Source organism: Arthrobacter sp. NQ4 (assembly GCF_029077345.1).
Classification (GTDB): domain Bacteria; phylum Actinomycetota; class Actinomycetes; order Actinomycetales; family Micrococcaceae; genus Arthrobacter.
Genome location: NZ_JARETC010000013.1, coordinates 76427 through 92281, shown reverse-complemented (window position 1 = coordinate 92281; position 15855 = coordinate 76427). Strand labels below are relative to the sequence as shown.

General features: G+C 66.9%; 15 protein-coding genes. 12 read left to right on the top strand and 3 right to left on the bottom strand.

Translation table 11 applies throughout. The features are described from left to right. Positions 1 to 64 precede the first annotated feature (64 nt). From PUN51_RS18160 to PUN51_RS18135, 6 genes are read left to right on the top strand one after another with little or no spacing between them, the layout of a single operon-like run. Complete coding sequence (locus PUN51_RS18160) at positions 65 to 823, top strand: phosphatase PAP2 family protein (protein ID WP_275182000.1); 759 nt, start codon at positions 65 to 67, stop codon at positions 821 to 823. 9 nt (positions 824 to 832) lie between these two features. Next, positions 833 to 1483 (top strand): DedA family protein, encoded by a 651-nt coding sequence (locus PUN51_RS18155; RefSeq protein WP_224023684.1) that lies wholly within the window; start codon positions 833 to 835, stop codon positions 1481 to 1483. A 41-nt stretch (positions 1484 to 1524) separates the two neighbouring features. Next, positions 1525 to 2235 (top strand): FadR/GntR family transcriptional regulator, encoded by a 711-nt coding sequence (locus PUN51_RS18150; protein WP_275181999.1) that lies wholly within the window; start codon positions 1525 to 1527, stop codon positions 2233 to 2235. 30 nt (positions 2236 to 2265) lie between these two features. Further along, positions 2266 to 3312, top strand: a complete 1047-nt coding sequence (locus PUN51_RS18145) for an asparaginase (RefSeq protein ID WP_275181998.1) — start codon at positions 2266 to 2268, stop codon at positions 3310 to 3312. Between the two features lie 7 nt (positions 3313 to 3319). Next, positions 3320 to 4741, top strand: a complete 1422-nt coding sequence (locus tag PUN51_RS18140; RefSeq protein WP_224023690.1) for an aspartate ammonia-lyase — start codon at positions 3320 to 3322, stop codon at positions 4739 to 4741. A 30-nt stretch (positions 4742 to 4771) separates the two neighbouring features. Continuing rightward, positions 4772 to 6286, top strand: coding sequence for an amino acid permease (locus tag PUN51_RS18135; RefSeq protein ID WP_275181997.1), 1515 nt, complete (start codon positions 4772 to 4774; stop codon positions 6284 to 6286). An 87-nt stretch (positions 6287 to 6373) separates the two neighbouring features. Here the strand turns inward: PUN51_RS18135 and ggt are convergent, their stop codons facing one another. Then, positions 6374 to 8206 (bottom strand): gamma-glutamyltransferase, encoded by a 1833-nt coding sequence (gene ggt, locus PUN51_RS18130; protein WP_224023694.1) that lies wholly within the window; start codon positions 8204 to 8206, stop codon positions 6374 to 6376. An 88-nt stretch (positions 8207 to 8294) separates the two neighbouring features. Here ggt and PUN51_RS18125 point away from each other — a divergent pair, with 88 nt between their 5' ends. The 3 genes from PUN51_RS18125 (at position 8295) to PUN51_RS18115 (ending at position 11307) form a co-directional block, all read left to right on the top strand. Then, on the top strand, positions 8295 to 9242 hold the full coding sequence (locus PUN51_RS18125) for an L-lactate dehydrogenase (RefSeq protein WP_159629711.1): 948 nt from the start codon (positions 8295 to 8297) through the stop codon (positions 9240 to 9242). Between the two features lie 122 nt (positions 9243 to 9364). Then, positions 9365 to 10681 carry an ATP-binding protein gene (locus PUN51_RS18120; RefSeq protein ID WP_275181996.1) on the top strand — a complete coding sequence of 439 codons (1317 nt, stop codon included), beginning with the start codon at positions 9365 to 9367 and terminating at the stop codon, positions 10679 to 10681. Positions 10682 to 10758: 77 nt separating this feature from the next. Next, entirely contained in the window at positions 10759 to 11307 is a 549-nt protein-coding gene (locus PUN51_RS18115) for a flavodoxin domain-containing protein (protein ID WP_275181995.1), read from the top strand. Here PUN51_RS18115 and PUN51_RS18110 read toward each other — a convergent pair. Next, complete coding sequence (locus PUN51_RS18110) at positions 11274 to 11897, bottom strand: HD domain-containing protein (RefSeq protein ID WP_224023703.1); 624 nt, start codon at positions 11895 to 11897, stop codon at positions 11274 to 11276. The two genes, PUN51_RS18115 and PUN51_RS18110, sit on opposite strands and share 34 nt — an antisense overlap. Before the next feature lie 9 nt (positions 11898 to 11906). Further along, positions 11907 to 12806 carry a tRNA glutamyl-Q(34) synthetase GluQRS gene (gene gluQRS / locus PUN51_RS18105; protein WP_275181994.1) on the bottom strand — a complete coding sequence of 300 codons (900 nt, stop codon included), beginning with the start codon at positions 12804 to 12806 and terminating at the stop codon, positions 11907 to 11909. Positions 12807 to 13124: 318 nt separating this feature from the next. Between gluQRS and PUN51_RS18100 the strand changes: the two genes are divergently transcribed. The 3 genes from PUN51_RS18100 to PUN51_RS18090 all read left to right on the top strand — a co-directional run bounded on the left by PUN51_RS18100 (position 13125) and on the right by PUN51_RS18090 (position 15854). Continuing rightward, a complete protein-coding gene (locus PUN51_RS18100) occupies positions 13125 to 13601 on the top strand; it encodes an Lrp/AsnC family transcriptional regulator (protein WP_275181993.1) in 477 nt (158 codons plus the stop codon). A gap of 85 nt (positions 13602 to 13686) precedes the next feature. Next, complete coding sequence (locus tag PUN51_RS18095) at positions 13687 to 15195, top strand: WXG100 family type VII secretion target (protein ID WP_275181992.1); 1509 nt, start codon at positions 13687 to 13689, stop codon at positions 15193 to 15195. After that, positions 15192 to 15854 carry a hypothetical protein gene (locus tag PUN51_RS18090; RefSeq protein ID WP_374114976.1) on the top strand — a complete coding sequence of 221 codons (663 nt, stop codon included), beginning with the start codon at positions 15192 to 15194 and terminating at the stop codon, positions 15852 to 15854. The genes PUN51_RS18095 and PUN51_RS18090 overlap by 4 nt, the downstream gene beginning before the upstream one ends. Position 15855: the final 1 nt, after the last annotated feature.

Sequence of the window (15855 nt, the reverse complement as noted above, 5' to 3'; positions counted from 1 at the left end):
TTCTTTCAGCCACGCGGGCGCATACTCGTAGGTACCCGGACCGGCGAAAGAACCAGGCTGAACCTTGACGTCCCACACCAACCGCACCCCCGGGGCGGCATCCCCAGCAGAGGCTGCAGCCGTACGCATGGCGGCCCTGCCCCAGCTCCGGCACTGGATTGCCGTGCCGGTCACGGCGGCTGTCCTGATCGTGGCCGCCGGCCTGGCCCTGCGGTTCATTCCGGCGCTGACGTCCGCGGACATGTCCGTGGATGCCGAGCTAAGCCATGACCACACGGCGCCGCTGACGGGTGTGGCCATGTTCATCAATGTGGTGTTCAGCCCGGCAGGGGGCGTGCTGATGATCGCCGCCCTGTGCCTGTACCTGCTGCTGGTACGCCGGAGTCCTGTCAACGCGGTTGCCACAGGGCTCGTCGCTGCGGGAGGCTGGGTCAGCAGCGAACTGTTCAAAGTACTCGTGGCCAGGCACCGGCCGGACTCCACCGCCCTGTTCAACCCGCTGATCCCCGAACCGGGAACGGACAGCTTCCCGAGCGGACACGTGGCACTGGCCTCCGCGCTGGCCATCTCCGTCTACCTGCTGGCCCGCGGCACCAAGTGGCAGCGGCCCGCGGCCATTATCGGGATCGTCGTGGCGGTTGCCGTCGCATTCTCGCGCGTCTACCTCGGGGTGCACTATCCCACCGACGTCACGGCGTCCTTCCTCACGGCAGCCACCGGTGCGGCGTTCCTGACAGGCTTGTGGAACCGGTTTGGCCTGGCGCTGCTGGCCCGCATACCGTTCCTGGCGAAACTGGGCCCCGTCCCGGCACCCCAGGCCTGATCCACTGTCATGACGGGCTTCATTGACGGACTCCTGAACGTCAGCCCGCTTGTGGCGTACATCGCCGTCTTTTGCCTGGTATTCGCGGAGGACGCCTTGTTCGTGGGCTTCGTCATCCCCGGTGAAACCGCCGCCGTCCTGGGCGGAGTGGTGGCCAGCCGGGGCGAAGTGCAGCTGGGCACCATGATGGCCCTGGTGGTGTGCGCGGCCGTCATCGGCGACAGCGTGGGCTACGAGGTGGGCAAGCACCTGGGCGGCCGGCTTATGAAGACGAGGCTGCTGGCCCGCCACTCCGGGAGGCTGGAAAACGCTCAGGACTTCCTCCGGCGCAGAGGCGGGTCCGCTGTGTTCCTGGGCCGCTTCACCGCCTTTTTCCGCGCCGTCATGCCCGCCCTGGCCGGCACGTCCCGGATGCCCTACGGCCGCTTCATCGCCTACAACGCTGCGGGCGGCGTGGCCTGGGGCATCGGCTTCGTCCTGCTGGGCTTCCTCGCCGGCAACTCGTACGAGACCGTCGCCCAGGCAGTGGGCCGGGACCTCGCCGTCGTGATCGCCTTAGTGGCGGTGGCGGCGCTCGTCGCCTGGCATGTCCGTTCACGACGGCGGCAGCAACGGCGGCGCCCGGCCAGCCAAGGGCGGGACAAGGGCCCGAATTCATAGAAGGGTTTGACAGCAACTGTGACCAGTGCCATATTTAAGGCGTGGACCTGTCAGACAGCCGGACAGCAGGACAGCCTGCATCGTTCCGCCCCCTTGCCCGGCTGAGCGCTGCCGAGGCGGTGTTCAACGCCATCCGCCAAGACATCGAAACGGGCAACATCCCGGTGGGGAGCAAACTCAGCTCCGAGGCCACCCTCTCGCAGCAGTACGGAGTAAGCCGCTCGGTGATCCGGGAAGCCCTCCGCTCCTGCACCGCCCTGGGCCTGACGGTCACCCGGACCGGCAAGGGCACCTTTGTCATTGCCAGCAAGGTGGCCAACGACCTCACGTTGGGCCAGTACTCCGCCCGCGACCTTACCGAAGCCCGCCCCCACATCGAAATTCCCGCCGCCGGACTGGCCGCAGAGCGTCGAACGGAGGAGGAACTGGACACCCTCCGCCACATCATGGGTGCCATGGCCACCGAAACGGATCCCGAATCCTGGGTAGCCCTGGACTCCACCTTCCACGCCACCATCGCCCGCGCCAGCGGCAACAAAGTGTTCGCAAGCGTCGTGGCTGACATCCGGGACGCGCTGGCGCATCAATCCGAGACCCTGAACATGGTGGCAGACCGCCAACATGCTTCCGATATTGAGCACCAGCAGATCCTTGCCGCCATCGAGACAGGCTCCGCGGAAGAGGCCCGCGCCGCCATGGCCCACCACCTGGAGGCCGTGGGCGTGGCCCTGGACTCCATCCTCAACAGCTAGCAAGATCCAACCAACCCTCCCAAGGACCCCATGCCATCCCCCGTGTTTTCTGCTGCCCACACTGCTGCCCCGGCCGGGCTGTCCCTGCCGCAGCACACCCCACTGGTCGCCGCCGTCCGTGACGGCCTCGTGGAAAGTGTCCACTACGGCTCCGCGCTTGCCCTCGCGGCGGACGGCACAGTGGCGGCATCGGCAGGGGACCCCCTGGCACCGTTCTACCCCCGGTCAGCGCTCAAACCCCTCCAGGCAGTGGCCATGGTCCGCGCCGGCCTTGAGCTTCCCGCCGACCTCCTGGCACTGGCCGCGGCAAGCCATTCAGGTGCGGCAGAACACCGCGACGGCGCGCTGCGCATCCTCGAAGTGCACGGACTTGCCCCCACGGACCTGGAAAACAGCACCGACCTGCCCTACGGCACGGTCGAACGGGAAGACTGGCTCCGCACCGGCGGCAGCGCTACCCGGATCACCCAGAACTGCTCCGGAAAGCACGCTGCCATGGTGGCCACCTGCCTGATCAACGGGTGGCCCGTCCAGGGCTACCTCGATGCCTCCCATCCGCTGCAGCAGCTGGTGGCCCGGACCGTCACCGACCTCACCGGCGAGGAGCCGGCCGCCGTCAGCACCGACGGCTGCGGCACTCCCTTGTTCGCCCTCACGCTGCGCGGCATGGCCCGCGCCTTCGGCCGGATCGCCCAGGCTGCAGCGGACGACGACGGCAGCCCGGAAGCCGCCGTCGGGCTCGCCATGCAGCAGCACCCCGGGATGGTGGCCGGGGACGGCCGCGACGTCACCGCACTGATGCGCCTGCTTCCCGGGGCCGTGGCCAAGGACGGCTTTGAAGGCGTGCAGCTGGTGGGCCTGCCCGACGGCAGTGCCGTGGCCGTCAAGATTTCCGACGGCGGCGACCGCGCCCGGATGCCCGCCACCGTCCGCCTGCTGGAGGCGCTGGGCGTGGAGACGGAGCCGCTTGCCGGCATCGCCACGGCCCCGGTGCTGGGCGGCGGCCACGAGGTGGGCCGGCTGCTGGCCACCGACTTCCTGAATCACTTGTCCGCACCCGTCAACGAAGCCCTGTAAGGACACCATGACAACCATCGAAACCGCCGCACCCGCACAGGTCCGGTCCGAGCACGACCTCCTCGGCGACCGGGACGTGCCCGTGCACGCCTACTGGGGCGTGCACACGCTCCGCGCCGTGGAGAACTTTCCCATCACCGGCCAGAAGCTGTCCTCCAACATGCACCTGGTCCGCGGGCTTGCCGCCGTGAAACTGGCCGCCGCCCGCACCAACCGCGAGCTCGGCCTGCTGGACGCCGAACGCGCCGACGCCATCGAGCAGGCATGCCAGGACGTCATGGCCGGCCGCCTGGCCGACCAGTTCGTGGTGGACGTCGTCCAGGGCGGTGCCGGGACGTCGTCGAACATGAACGCCAACGAGGTCATCGCCAACCGGGCCCTGGAAATCCTGGGACACCCCAAGGGCGACTACGCCCGGCTGCACCCCAACGACCACGTCAACCTCAGCCAGTCCACCAACGACGTGTACCCCACGGCCGTGAAGCTGGGCACCATTTTCGCCGCCCGGGAACTGCTGGCAGCCCTCGAAGAACTCGAGGATGCCTGCGCTGCCAAGGCACTGGAATTCCGCACCGTTGTGAAGATGGGCCGCACCCAGCTCCAGGACGCCGTGCCCATGACCCTGGGCCAGGAGTTCGGCAGCTACGCCGTGACCATCGGCGAGGACCGGCTGCGCCTGGCGGAGGCCGAGCTGCTGATCCACGAGATCAACCTCGGCGCCACCGCCATCGGCACCGGCCTGAACGCCCCTGCCGGCTACGCCGCAACAGCCTGCCGGCACCTGGCGGAGATCACCGGGCTGCCCCTGGTGACCGCCGTGGACCTCATCGAAGCCACCCAGGACGTGGGCGCCTTCGTGCACCTGTCCGGCGTGCTCAAGCGCGTTGCCGTGAAGCTGTCCAAGATCTGCAACGACCTGCGCCTGCTCTCCTCCGGCCCGCGTGCCGGCTTCGGTGAAATCAACCTGCCGGCCGTGCAGTCCGGCTCCTCCATCATGCCCGGCAAGATCAACCCGGTCATCCCGGAGGTGGTCTCGCAGGTGGCCTACGAGGTGATCGGCAACGACGTCACCATCACCATGGCCGCCGAGGCCGGGCAGCTGCAGCTCAACGCCTTCGAACCGATCATTGTCCACAGCCTCCACAAGAGCATCTCCCACCTCGAGGCAGCCTGCCGCACCCTTACGGCCCGCTGCATCCGGGGAATCACCGCCAACACCGACCACCTGCGCCGCACCGTGGAGCAGTCCATCGGCCTGGTCACCGCTTTGAACCCCCACCTCGGCTACACCACGGCCACGGCCATCGCGCAGGAAGCACTTGCCACCGGCAAGGGCGTGGCCGAGCTGGTCCTGGAACACGGGCTCCTCACCGACGCCCAGCTCCAGGAACTCCTGAGCCCCGAACGCCTGGCAAACCTCAGCAAGTAGTCCCCCAACTGCTCCCCGAAGGACACCCCCATGACTAATACTCCCCTTCCAGACCACTTGATTGATGGTGGTCACGCGCATGCGTCCGAGACCTCCCTGCACGCGGAGGACAAGGGTTACCACAAGAACCTGAAGCCGCGGCAGATCCAGATGATCGCGATTGGCGGTGCGATCGGTACCGGCCTGTTCCTGGGCGCCGGCGGCCGTCTCAACGCCGCGGGCCCGTCCCTGGTCATCGCGTACGCGGTGTGCGGGTTCTTCGCGTTCCTGATCCTGCGCGCGCTGGGCGAACTGGTCCTGCACCGGCCTTCCTCGGGCTCGTTCGTTTCCTACGCCCGTGAATTCTTCGGTGAAAAAGCCGCGTTCGTCTCCGGCTGGTTCTACTGGATCAACTGGGCCACCACCACCATCGTGGACATCACCGCCGCCGCCCTCTACATGCACTTCTTCGGCAACTACGTCCCCTGGATGGCCGATGTCCCGCAGTGGGCCTGGGCACTGACCGCCCTCGTCGTGGTCCTGGCCCTGAACCTGGTCTCCGTGAAGGTCTTCGGCGAAATGGAATTCTGGTTCGCCCTGATCAAGGTCGCCGCCCTCGTCGCCTTCCTCATCATCGGCACCTACTTCGTCATCTTCGGCACCCCCGTGGACGGCCAGCAGGTCGGCATCAGCCTCCTGTCCGATAACGGCGGGATCTTCCCCAACGGCCTGCTGCCCATGATCATCCTCATGCAGGGCGTCCTGTTCGCTTACGCCTCCATCGAACTCGTCGGCACCGCCGCCGGCGAAACCGAGAACCCCGAAAAAATCATGCCCAAGGCCATCAACTCCGTGGTCTTCCGCATCGCCGTGTTCTACGTCGGCTCCGTGATCCTCCTGGCCCTGCTGCTGCCCTTCACCTCCTACCAAAAAGGCGTCAGCCCCTTCGTGACGTTCTTCGGCTCCATCGGCGTCCAGGGCGTGGACGTCATCATGAACCTCGTGGTCCTCACCGCAGCCCTGTCCTCCCTGAACGCCGGGCTCTACTCCACGGGCCGGATCCTGCGTTCCATGTCCGTCAACGGCTCCGCGCCCAAGTTCGCCTCCCGCATGAACAAGGCAGGCGTCCCGTACGGCGGCATCGCCATCACCGCCGTCGTCTCCCTCCTCGGGGTCCCGCTGAACTACCTCGTCCCGGCCGAAGCCTTCGAAATCGTCCTGAACATCGCCTCCGTCGGCATCATCATGACCTGGGCCACCATCGTGCTGTGCCAGATCCAGCTCAAACGCTGGGCCGACAAAGGCTGGGTCGAACGCCCCTCCTTCCGGATGTTCGGCGCCCCCTACACCGGCTACCTCTCCCTGCTCTTCCTCGTCGGCGTCCTCATCATGGTCTTCATCGACTCACCCCTGACCATGCTCGTCACCGCCATCGCGTCCGTCCTCATGGTCCTCGGCTGGTACGCCTGCCGCCACCGCATCCGCCAAATCGCCGAAACCCGCGAAGGCTTCACCGGGACGTCCCCGGTGGTGGCCAACGCGGCGGCTGACACCTTCAAGAAGTAACTGCCTTAAACGTCCGACGGCGGCACCTGGGTTCTGGAAGTCCGGAACCCAAGTGCCGCCGTCGGGGTTTAAAGGTGGCTCACCCCGTCACTTGGACGGCTTGACCACCATGGCTGATCCGCCGCCGCGCCTGACCGGCTCGGCTGCGGCCAGGGTCCGTCCGTCGTCGAGGAACTCGATGGCGGTGGCGGCCCCGATCTCCGAGGCGGACGTGAACGAGTCACCCGACGGCGTCAGGATGTGGCCGAACCGGGACGTCAGGGCCGGGCCGTACTTGTCGATGAACGCCGGCTCTGCGGTTACCTTCTCGGTGTTCCGCTGGGAAGCCCGGGGGGCCGCAATGGCATCCGGGATGCTCATGCCCAGGTCAATGCGGTTGACGATGGTCTGCAGGACCGTGGTGATGATGGTGGAGCCGCCCGGGGAGCCCAGTGCCAGGAACGGCTTGCCGTCCTCGAGCAGGATGGTGGGCGACATGGACGACCGCGGCCGCTTGCCCGGCTCAATCCGGTTGGGGTCCTCGGCGCTGTAAACCGTGGAGAAGTCGGTGAGCTCGTTGTTGAGCAGGAACCCGCGGCCGGGAACAACCATGCCGGAGCCGCCGGTCTGTTCAATGGTCAGCGTGTACTCCACCACGTTGCCCCACTTGTCCGAGACGGTCATGTTGGTGGTGGAGATGTTCTCCGTGTCCTTCTCATCGGCGAGCGCGGCCGGTTCCGCCGGGCAGCTTCCGTCGTAGGAGGTGACGTTGCCGGGCTTCACGGGTTTGGGTGCCGCATGGTTGGGGTCAAGCTCGCAGGCGCGTTCCTTGCCGAAGACGGGATCGGTCAGCGCTTCGGTGGGCACGTCCACGAAGGCGGGGTCACCCACATATTTTCCCCTGTCCGCGAAGGCCAGGGCGCTGGCCTCCAGATAGTGGTGCAGCACGGCCGGCTGGTCATTCTTCAGTGCCGGCAGGTCGAACACGTCCAGGATGTTCAGCGACTCCCCCACCGTGGTGCCGCCGCTGCTTGAAGGTGCCATGCCGTAAACGTCATAGCCGCGGTAGTTCACGTGCGTCGGGTCCTGGTCCAGGGCTTCATAGCCGGCCAGGTCATCGGTGGTCATGGAACCCACCGGGACGGGGAGCTTGGTGTCCGGGGACTTGGGCGGGTTCTGGACCGTCTTGGCGATTTCCTCCGCGAGCGGGCCGGTGTAGAACGCGCCCATGCCCTTGCGGGCCAGCAGGCGGTAGGTGTCCGCGAGGTCGTGGTTCTGGAAGACCGAGCCCACTTCGGGCAGCTTACCGCCCTGCAGGTACAGGTCCTTGGTGGAGGTGAAGGCCTCGAACCTCGCCTGGTTGTCTGCGGTCTGGCTGCGGAACGTCTCATCCACCACGAACCCGCGGTCTGCCACCTTGATGGCAGGTTTCAGTGCGTCCCCCAGGCTGATGCTGCCCCAGCGTTCCAGTGCCCGCTCCCAGGTGGCGGGCGTACCGGGAACGCCCACGGAGACGCCACTGGTGACGAGCTCCGGGGTGAACCGGTACGGCTTGCCGGTGGCGGGATCGATGAAGGCATCCTGCTTGATTCCTGCCGGCGCCGTTTCCCGGCCGTCGATGGTGCTGACCTTTCCGGACTTGGCGTCGTAGTAGACGAAATAGCCGCCACCACCGATCCCGGCGCTGTACGGCTCGGTGACTCCAAGCGTGGCTGCCGCGGCAACGGCCGCATCCACCGCGTTCCCGCCCTTGCGGAGGACCTCGATGGCTGCCGCTGATGCTTCCGGGTCCACCGTACTGACCGCGCCGCCGTAGCCGGTGGCCGTGGGGTCCTTGTCTGTCTGCCGCGGATCGGCCGAAGCGGGGCTGATGGCCCCCGTGGTGACGCTCATCGCCAGCGCCGCAGTAACAGCTGCGAGCCGGCGTCCCAGATGTGGCATGGTGGCTCCTAAAGGGGATGTTGAGTGATGTGGGCCACGCTACTCTTCGGGTAGGACACACTCAACGACTCCGGGAAGGAAGGGCATCATGCCAGGATCCAAACTCGCGGTGGTGGGCGCCGGCAGCGTCGGCACTTCGCTGGCATACGCGGCACTGATCCGTGGTTCGGCCAGCAGCATCGCCTTGTTCGATGTCAACGCGCCCAAGGCGGAGGCGGAAGCCCTGGACCTTGCCCATGGCAGCCAGTTCGCTGCGGCGTCGGCCACGGTTGCGGGCGGCGGGGATATCGCTGTCACGGAAGGCGCCGACGTCGTGGTCATCACGGCCGGCGCCAAGCAGAACCCGGGCCAGAGCCGGCTGGACCTGGCCGGCACCAATGTGCGGATCCTGGAACAGCTGATGCCGCCGCTGCTTGAGCGGGCACCGGACGCCGTCTATGTCCTGGTGACCAACCCGTGCGACGTCCTGACGGTGGCGGCCCAGCGTATTTCCGGACTGCCCCCGCAACGGATCTTCTCCTCCGGCACCGTTCTGGACACGTCCCGGCTGCGCTGGCTGCTGGCCCGCCGGGCAGGGGTTTCCGTCTCCAGCGTCCACGCAAGCATGGTGGGCGAGCACGGCGACACCGAATTCCCGCTCTGGTCCGGCGCCACTATTGGCCCGGTGCCGATCCGCGAGTGGACAGAAGGCGGCGAGCGGATCTTCACGCCCGAATACCTCGCCGGCACTGCCACGGAAGTGGTGCAGGCCGCCTACAAGGTCATCGCCGGCAAGGGCGCCACAAACTACGCCATCGGCCTGTCCGGCGCCCGCATCGTGGAGGCGCTCCTGCGCGACGACAATGCCGTCCTGCCGGTTTCCACCGTCCTGTCGGGGCTTCACGGTATCTCCGGGGTGGCCCTGTCCCTGCCCAGCGTGGTGGGCCGCGGCGGCGTGCACCGCGTCCTGGAAACGCCCATGGACGACGGCGAACTGGCGGCACTGCGGCACTCCGCGGACACCCTGCGCCACACCATGGACGCGCTGGGCCTCTGAAAGGAAGTCATGCAACGCCGCCGCAACCCTCCCGGGCGACGGGTTCGCATAAGCTCACTTCCAGGTGCCAAACGCTGACCCGAACACGGCTGGCTCAACGACGAACCAACAGGAGTAGACCCATGACCAACTGGCGGATCAGGGATTTCCATTCGGCTGACCTGGACGGCATCCTGCACCTGTGGGAGACGCTGAAGGCCAACAACGTCGAGCCCGTCTACGCCCTGTCCGAGGTCCTCGCCTCCTGCGAGAAGGACCACGCCGTGGTGGCGGTGCTGGGTGAGCAGGTGGTGGGCGCCGCCGTCGGACGTGCCGCCCACGACCAGGGCTGGATCGTGTTCCTGGCCACCCTGCCCGAGTACCGCGGCCGCGGCATCGGCACCTCACTGTTGGCCGCCGTCGAAAACCGCATGGCCCCGCACGGCCTGAACAAGCTCTCGGCGCTGATGCCGGAATCCGAAACCCGGGTGGAGGCCTTCCTGGGCCGCGGCTTCGCACTCAAGAAGAACCTCCGCTACTTCGAACGCACCATCCCGGTCCAGCGCCAGGAGCTGGGCGCCCTCGGCCAGCTCGGCGGCCGCGTCCTGGCCCGCGACCTGTGGGAAAACGTGGCCGGCATGCGCAAGGAAAAGGAACTGCTCGAACGCCGCCTGGTGCTTCCGCTCGCCGAGGCGGACCTGGCTGATGAATTCGGCGTGGTGCCGCCGCGCGCCGTCGTCCTGTTCGGCCCGCCCGGCACGGGCAAGACCACCTTCGCCAAGGCCATCGCGTCCCGGCTCGAATGGCCGTTCGTGGAAGTGTTCCCCTCCCGGCTGGCCGGCGATCCCCAGGGGCTTGCCGGCGCGCTCCGCGAAACCTTCCTGGAGATCGCCGAGCTGGAGCACGCCGTGGTGTTCATCGACGAGGTGGAGGAGATCGCCTCCCAGCGTGCCGGGGATCCGCCGTCGCCGCTGCAGGGCGTCACCAACGAGCTGCTGAAGATCATCCCCGCGTTCCGCGAACAGCCCGGCAGGCTCCTGGTCTGCGCCACCAACTTCATCCGCGCCCTGGACTCGGCGTTCCTGCGCCACGGCCGGTTCGACTACGTCATTCCCATTGGGCTGCCGGACCGGCAGGCGCGGGAGGCGATGTGGCAGCGCTTCATCCCCGCGGCCGTGGTGGACGCCGTTGACGTGGAACTGCTCGTGGAACGCACGGAGGGCTTTTCGCCGGCGGACATTGAGTACGCGGCCCGCAGCGCGTCCCAGCGGGCCCTGGAGAAAGCAGTGTACGACGACGGCGGGCTGGCCTCGGGAGGCGACGTTTCGGTCCGGGAGGCGGTCCGGAAGGGTCCCTCAACCCAGGACTACCTCGACGCCATTGGTGATACCCGGACGACCGTGAGCGCCGAGGTGCAGGCGGACTTCCTGGAGGACATCGAAGCCCTGGGACGGGTGTAGCCTGCCGGCCTTCCGGCCGGGGCGTGGGGGACCTTTGCCTCTTTGCCCGGCTGCTGCGCACCGCCAAAGTGGTGCCCATGGCAAAGATCCTGATCCCGTACGGAACCTCGGAGGGCCAGACGGCCCGCATCGCCGACTACATCTCCGACGTGCTGCAGGCCCACGGCCACCAGGCCGACACACTGGACCTCAAGCACGCTGACCACGACCTCCCGGACGGCTATGACGCCGTCATGGTGGGCGCCTCGGTCCATGCCGGAAAGCACGAAGGCTACGTGGCCGATTTTGTCCGCAGGAACTTGCCCGCCCTGCAGAACCTGCCGGCCGCCCTGTTCTCGGTCAGCCTCTCAGCCCACGGCGACCCGGAGGACGCGGAAAAGAACGTCGCGGAATTCGAGGACGGCACCGGCTGGCGGCCGGACAAGGTGGCGATGTTCGGCGGTGCACTCCTCTACACCCAGTACGGGTTCCTGAAGCGCATATTGATGAAGAGGATCGTCAGCAGCCAGGGCAGCCCGGATACCGATACCGGCCGGGACTACATCTATACGGAATGGGACGGCGTCCGCCGGTTCGCGGAGGAGTTCCTGGTCTACATGGAGCGGAATCCGGGTCCGGTGTCGTAGCGGAGGTTCTCGTAGTCAGTGTCGTCCGCCTCGTCCAGCTGCGCGTCGAATTCCTCCAGCAGCCAGGGATTGACCCGCGCCAGGATCTTCCGTACCTCGTCCACCTCCACGGCGGCATAGAGCACGGGCCGGGCATCCCGGTACTTGGTCACCGGAGGCTTGTCCGGCCACTTCGCCGCCAGCGCCTCGACACGCTCAGGCAGCGAGTTATGCGCGTTGTCGGCGATCTTGACCAAGGCGGCGTCATGGTCCTCGGCGATCTCACGGATGCCGGACTGGTAATCGTCGGGGTTGCTGTGCAACCGGTTGGTGACGCGCTCAATGATGTCCACGGAGCGCTCAGGGACGCCCATCTCCAGCAGGGCCTGCCGTGTCATCGGCGTGTCCTCGGCAATGTCGTGAAGGTAGCCCGCGATCCGGATCTCGTCGTCGAAGTCCGCCAGGGCATCTCCGACGGCCAGGACGTGGTCCCGGTAGGGCCGCTTCAGCTTGTCCTTTTGCCGGTTGTGGGCCACCTCGGCGAGGACTTTGGCGGTTTCCACCGTGAATGTTGGCGTCCGGCCCTGGGCCGGAATCTGCTCGTCTGACATCCACCAAGCTTAGCCAGCCGGCGGACGCTCCATCCCTGGCCACACCCAGGGTTCGCGGGGCAACTGTGCCGGGTCGAGGGCGTGCAGGGCCTGGTCCAGTGTTCCGGCGGGCAATCCCAGGGACTCCAGCAGCAGGTTCCGCACCTCCCGGGCTGTTACGCCGGCTTGGCCAAGGTCCGCCAGCGTGACCGCGCCGTCGCGCTTGGCCAGCCGCACGCCGTCGCGGTTCACCACCAAGGGCACATGCACATATTCCGGTACGGGAATATTCAGGAGGGAGGCCAGGTAGGCCTGCCGGGGCGTGGACGGGAGCAGGTCGTCGCCGCGGACCACCTGGTCAATGCCCTGCGCGGCATCATCCACCACAACGGCAAGGTTGTAGGCGGTCACGCCGTCGTTCCGGCGCAGCACGAAATCATCCACGACGCCGGTGAACGTCCCGTGCATGACATCCTGCACCGTGTAGTCATCAACGTCGGCGCGCAGCCGGATGGCCGCCGGCCGGGTGGACCGTTTGTAGTCGAGCTCTGCCCGGTCCAGGTTGCGGCAGGTGCCGGGGTAGGCCCCCTGTGGAGCGTGCGGCGCGGACGGCGCCTCCTGGATTTCACGGCGGGTGCAGAAGCATTCGTAGGTCAGCCCCGCCGCTTGAAGCCGGTTGATCGCCTCGGCGTAAATGGGTCCGCGGCTGGTCTGTCGCACCACCTCCCCGTCCCAGGTGATGCCCACCGCCGCCAGGTCACGCAGCTGCACGGCTTCCGCACCGGCGCGGGCGCGGTCCAGGTCCTCCACCCGCAGCAGGAATCGGCGGCCGGTGGAGCGGGCGAAAAGCCAGGCGAGGATTGCGGTTCGAAGGTTCCCGACATGGAGTTCACCCGATGGGCTGGGGGCAAAGCGGCCGGCGGAAGTCATGGAACAACCCTAGACGGAAGCACACAAGAGCCCCTCAGCTACCGATGACTTCCGGGAACCGGGCGTCGGTAGCTCAGGGGCTCTTGCCGTGTTTGCAGAATGAGCGTGGTGTGAACAAGCCTCAATCAGCGGCAGCCTCCTTGCGGGAAACGGTGTCCAGGGGCCGGGTGGTGTGCCGGGGAACCTGTAGCCTGCGGGGAACCAGCGGTAGCTTTTGCCCTTGTTGCCACTATTTCAGCAGACACCCTACAGTTGGGACAACCACCAGTACTTCAGTTGGTCAGACTGACCAATCCATGGAGTTCCCAGCGACAGGAAATGATCAGATTGCAGGAACTGGACGACACCGACCGGCGCATCCTCAGCGCCCTTGACGAGGATCCCCGGGTTCCCATCATGGTGCTCGCGCAACGCCTGGGCCTTGCCCGGGGAACCGTCCAAAGCCGGCTGGAGCGGATGGCGGCATCCGGAGCCCTCCGCCCCAACAGCAGCCGGGTGCTCCCAGCGGCACTGGGCCGCGGCGTGGCCGCCGCCGTGAGCGCTGAACTGGACCAGAGCCACCTCAACGAGGCCATCGCGGCGCTGCGCGACATCCCGGAAGTGCTGGAATGCCATGCCCCTGCCGGGGACACCGACCTGCTGATCCGCGTGGTGGCCAAGAGCCCGGACGATCTGTACCGGGTGTCCGAGGAGATCCGGCTCTGCCCGGGCATTGTCCGTACCTCCACGAGCATGTTCCTTCGCGAGGTCATCCCATACCGGACCACCGGGCTCCTGAAAGGCCGGCCGGAATAGCCGGCGGCCCACAGGGAACCTCTCCCCATCGCCGCCCGCAGGCTGCCCGGCTAGGCTGGCACGGAAGAGCCAACAGGGGGACAACATGGCGGGGAACTTTTACGGCGCGGATGTGGCGCAGCTGCGGCAACTGGCCAAGGAGCTGTCAGCCGGCGCCAACCGGCTTAATGCCCTGGGGCAGCAGCTCGGCAGCAGCATCGGCTCCGGCCTTTGGAAAGGGCGCGACGGCGACAGGTTCCGCAGCGAGTGGACGGCATCGCACGCGAAACTGCTGAGGTCGGCCACGTCAGGGCTTGAATCAGCAGCCAGGACGCTCCTGGCCAATGCGGACGAACAAGAGAAGGCAAGCACCAGCGGTCCGGGCGGCGCCGGCGGGTCCGGAGCCGGCGGGGCTGGCGGGACCGGCGGGGCTGGCGGGACCGGCGGGGCAAGCGCGCAGGACCTGACGGATATCCTCACCGCCATGACGCCTGCCGAGCGGCGCGCCTACCTGCAAAGCGACGAGTTCCGCCGGTGGGCCCAGGCAAACCCTGAAGCTGCCAAAGCCGCCATGGATGCCGCCGCGGACTCGGGCCTCATCAGCAAGAACTCCAAGGGGTACCAGGACTTCCTCAACGACTACTGGAACGGGCAGGCGATGCTGGCGATGGGCATCGATCCAGCCGACTGGGACACGTCCAAGGGCACGGAATACAACTGGGAGACCATCGCCAAGGTCTATGACTTCTACGGCCGCGCCTACCTTGCCAATCCCGATCTGCAGTGGGCAGGCATGGCCAACATGATTGGCCCGTCCTTCGCCGGCGGTTTCCGGGACATGGCCATGCTGCGGGACCTGGCCCAGCAAATCACCGACAACCCCGCCTCTGACATCCCGCTCCCGGTCCTTGACCAGCTGGAACAGCTCGCAGGCATGACGGACGACGAAATCCGTTTTTATGAGACCAGCATGCTGGACATGAACAAGGAAATCTTCCTGGACCAAGCCCGCCAGCACCAGGCGTACATGGACGGCGGCATCGCGGAGATCAACCGTCTTCGCGACTCGGGCGCCATCGACCAGGCCACGGCCAACGCGTGGGCGCAGATCGATTCCGGCGATCCCAGCCAGGTTCGCGAGGGCAACACCACACTCCTCTACCGCGAACAAAACGAAATCATCGCGGACGACTACGACGCCATGCGCAGCCACCCCGGAGGCGAAGCGGTTACGTACATGGTCACGCTCGCCGGGGAACCATCCATCCCGGGAGCCAGGAGCTACCCCGAGGTGTTTCCCTACACCTTCAGCGTGGAAAGCCCGGGGCCGGAAAACATCCCCTTCACCAGCTGGGACAATCCCGCCCAGTTCCGCACCGACTTCACCACCGGCTTCCCGGACGGAAACATCGCCAACGCGGACCAGCGCTGGAACCTCATCAGGCAGGACACCCTCCCCGCCTACCAGCACCTTCTGGCCACGGACCCCGAGGGTGCTGCACAGATTATCGGTTCCGATTTCAACGGGAGGGTGGCCCAATACCGGCCCACCAACAATATTCCCGGTATCATGGACCGGTTCCTTGACGGCTTCGACGCGGAGGTCCACCAGTGACTGCCACCCACCGCATCGCCGCACCCGGGCGGTGTGCCGCCGTCGCCAGTGCCCTGATGTCCCTCCTTGTCCTGACCGGCTGCCAGGCCGCCGCGCCGGCTCCGGCCGATCCCACCACCGCCACTTCATCTTCTGCAGGGAGCACCGTGAAAACCTCTTCGTTCTCCACACTTGACGCCGCCGGTGTGGAAAGCATCCGCAACAGCCGGACGGCCCGCCTGGACATGAGTTCGGGGCGCCTTGAGAAGGAGGCAGTGCGGGTCACCAAGGACAGCTACGGCCCGGAGATCAACACCCGGGACTTAGGCAAGATCAGCCTCAGCATCCTGGCGCCCAGCGGTGAGATCACGGCCGAAACGGACCGGATCCGTTTCAACACCACGGACTCGCGCACGGATTTCAGCGAGGTGACCTACTTCCTCACCGCCGGCTCACCCGAGGAGTACTTCGAGCTGATCAGGGACGGCGTGCAGCGGTACGGGATAGCTGCGGATGCGGCCGAGGAATGGATCAGCAGCACCCAGGCGGACCCCGGCTCCAAGAGCGACTTCTCCATCACGCCCGGGACCGGCACCGGGCTGGTGGTGAACTACGATCTCCGCTACGACGGCAGCAAGGACACCCAGGTGATCATCGTCCACGTCCTCCCCGCACCCTGAC

Bases quoted from the DNA above. Each gene is read 5' to 3' on its own strand.
- PUN51_RS18155 (WP_224023684.1), top strand. From the start codon at position 833: ATGACGGGCTTCATTGACGGACTCCTGAACGTCAGCCCGCTTGTGGCG.
- PUN51_RS18145 (WP_275181998.1), top strand. From the start codon at position 2,266: ATGCCATCCCCCGTGTTTTCTGCTGCCCACACTGCTGCCCCGGCCGGG.
- PUN51_RS18140 (WP_224023690.1), top strand. From the start codon at position 3,320: ATGACAACCATCGAAACCGCCGCACCCGCACAGGTCCGGTCCGAGCAC.
- PUN51_RS18135 (WP_275181997.1), top strand. From the start codon at position 4,772: ATGACTAATACTCCCCTTCCAGACCACTTGATTGATGGTGGTCACGCG.
- ggt (WP_224023694.1), bottom strand. From the start codon at position 8,206: ATGCCACATCTGGGACGCCGGCTCGCAGCTGTTACTGCGGCGCTGGCG.
- PUN51_RS18125 (WP_159629711.1), top strand. From the start codon at position 8,295: ATGCCAGGATCCAAACTCGCGGTGGTGGGCGCCGGCAGCGTCGGCACT.
- PUN51_RS18120 (WP_275181996.1), top strand. From the start codon at position 9,365: ATGACCAACTGGCGGATCAGGGATTTCCATTCGGCTGACCTGGACGGC.
- PUN51_RS18115 (WP_275181995.1), top strand. From the start codon at position 10,759: ATGGCAAAGATCCTGATCCCGTACGGAACCTCGGAGGGCCAGACGGCC.
- PUN51_RS18110 (WP_224023703.1), bottom strand. From the start codon at position 11,897: ATGTCAGACGAGCAGATTCCGGCCCAGGGCCGGACGCCAACATTCACG.
- gluQRS (WP_275181994.1), bottom strand. From the start codon at position 12,806: ATGACTTCCGCCGGCCGCTTTGCCCCCAGCCCATCGGGTGAACTCCAT.
- PUN51_RS18100 (WP_275181993.1), top strand. From the start codon at position 13,125: ATGATCAGATTGCAGGAACTGGACGACACCGACCGGCGCATCCTCAGC.
- PUN51_RS18095 (WP_275181992.1), top strand. From the start codon at position 13,687: ATGGCGGGGAACTTTTACGGCGCGGATGTGGCGCAGCTGCGGCAACTG.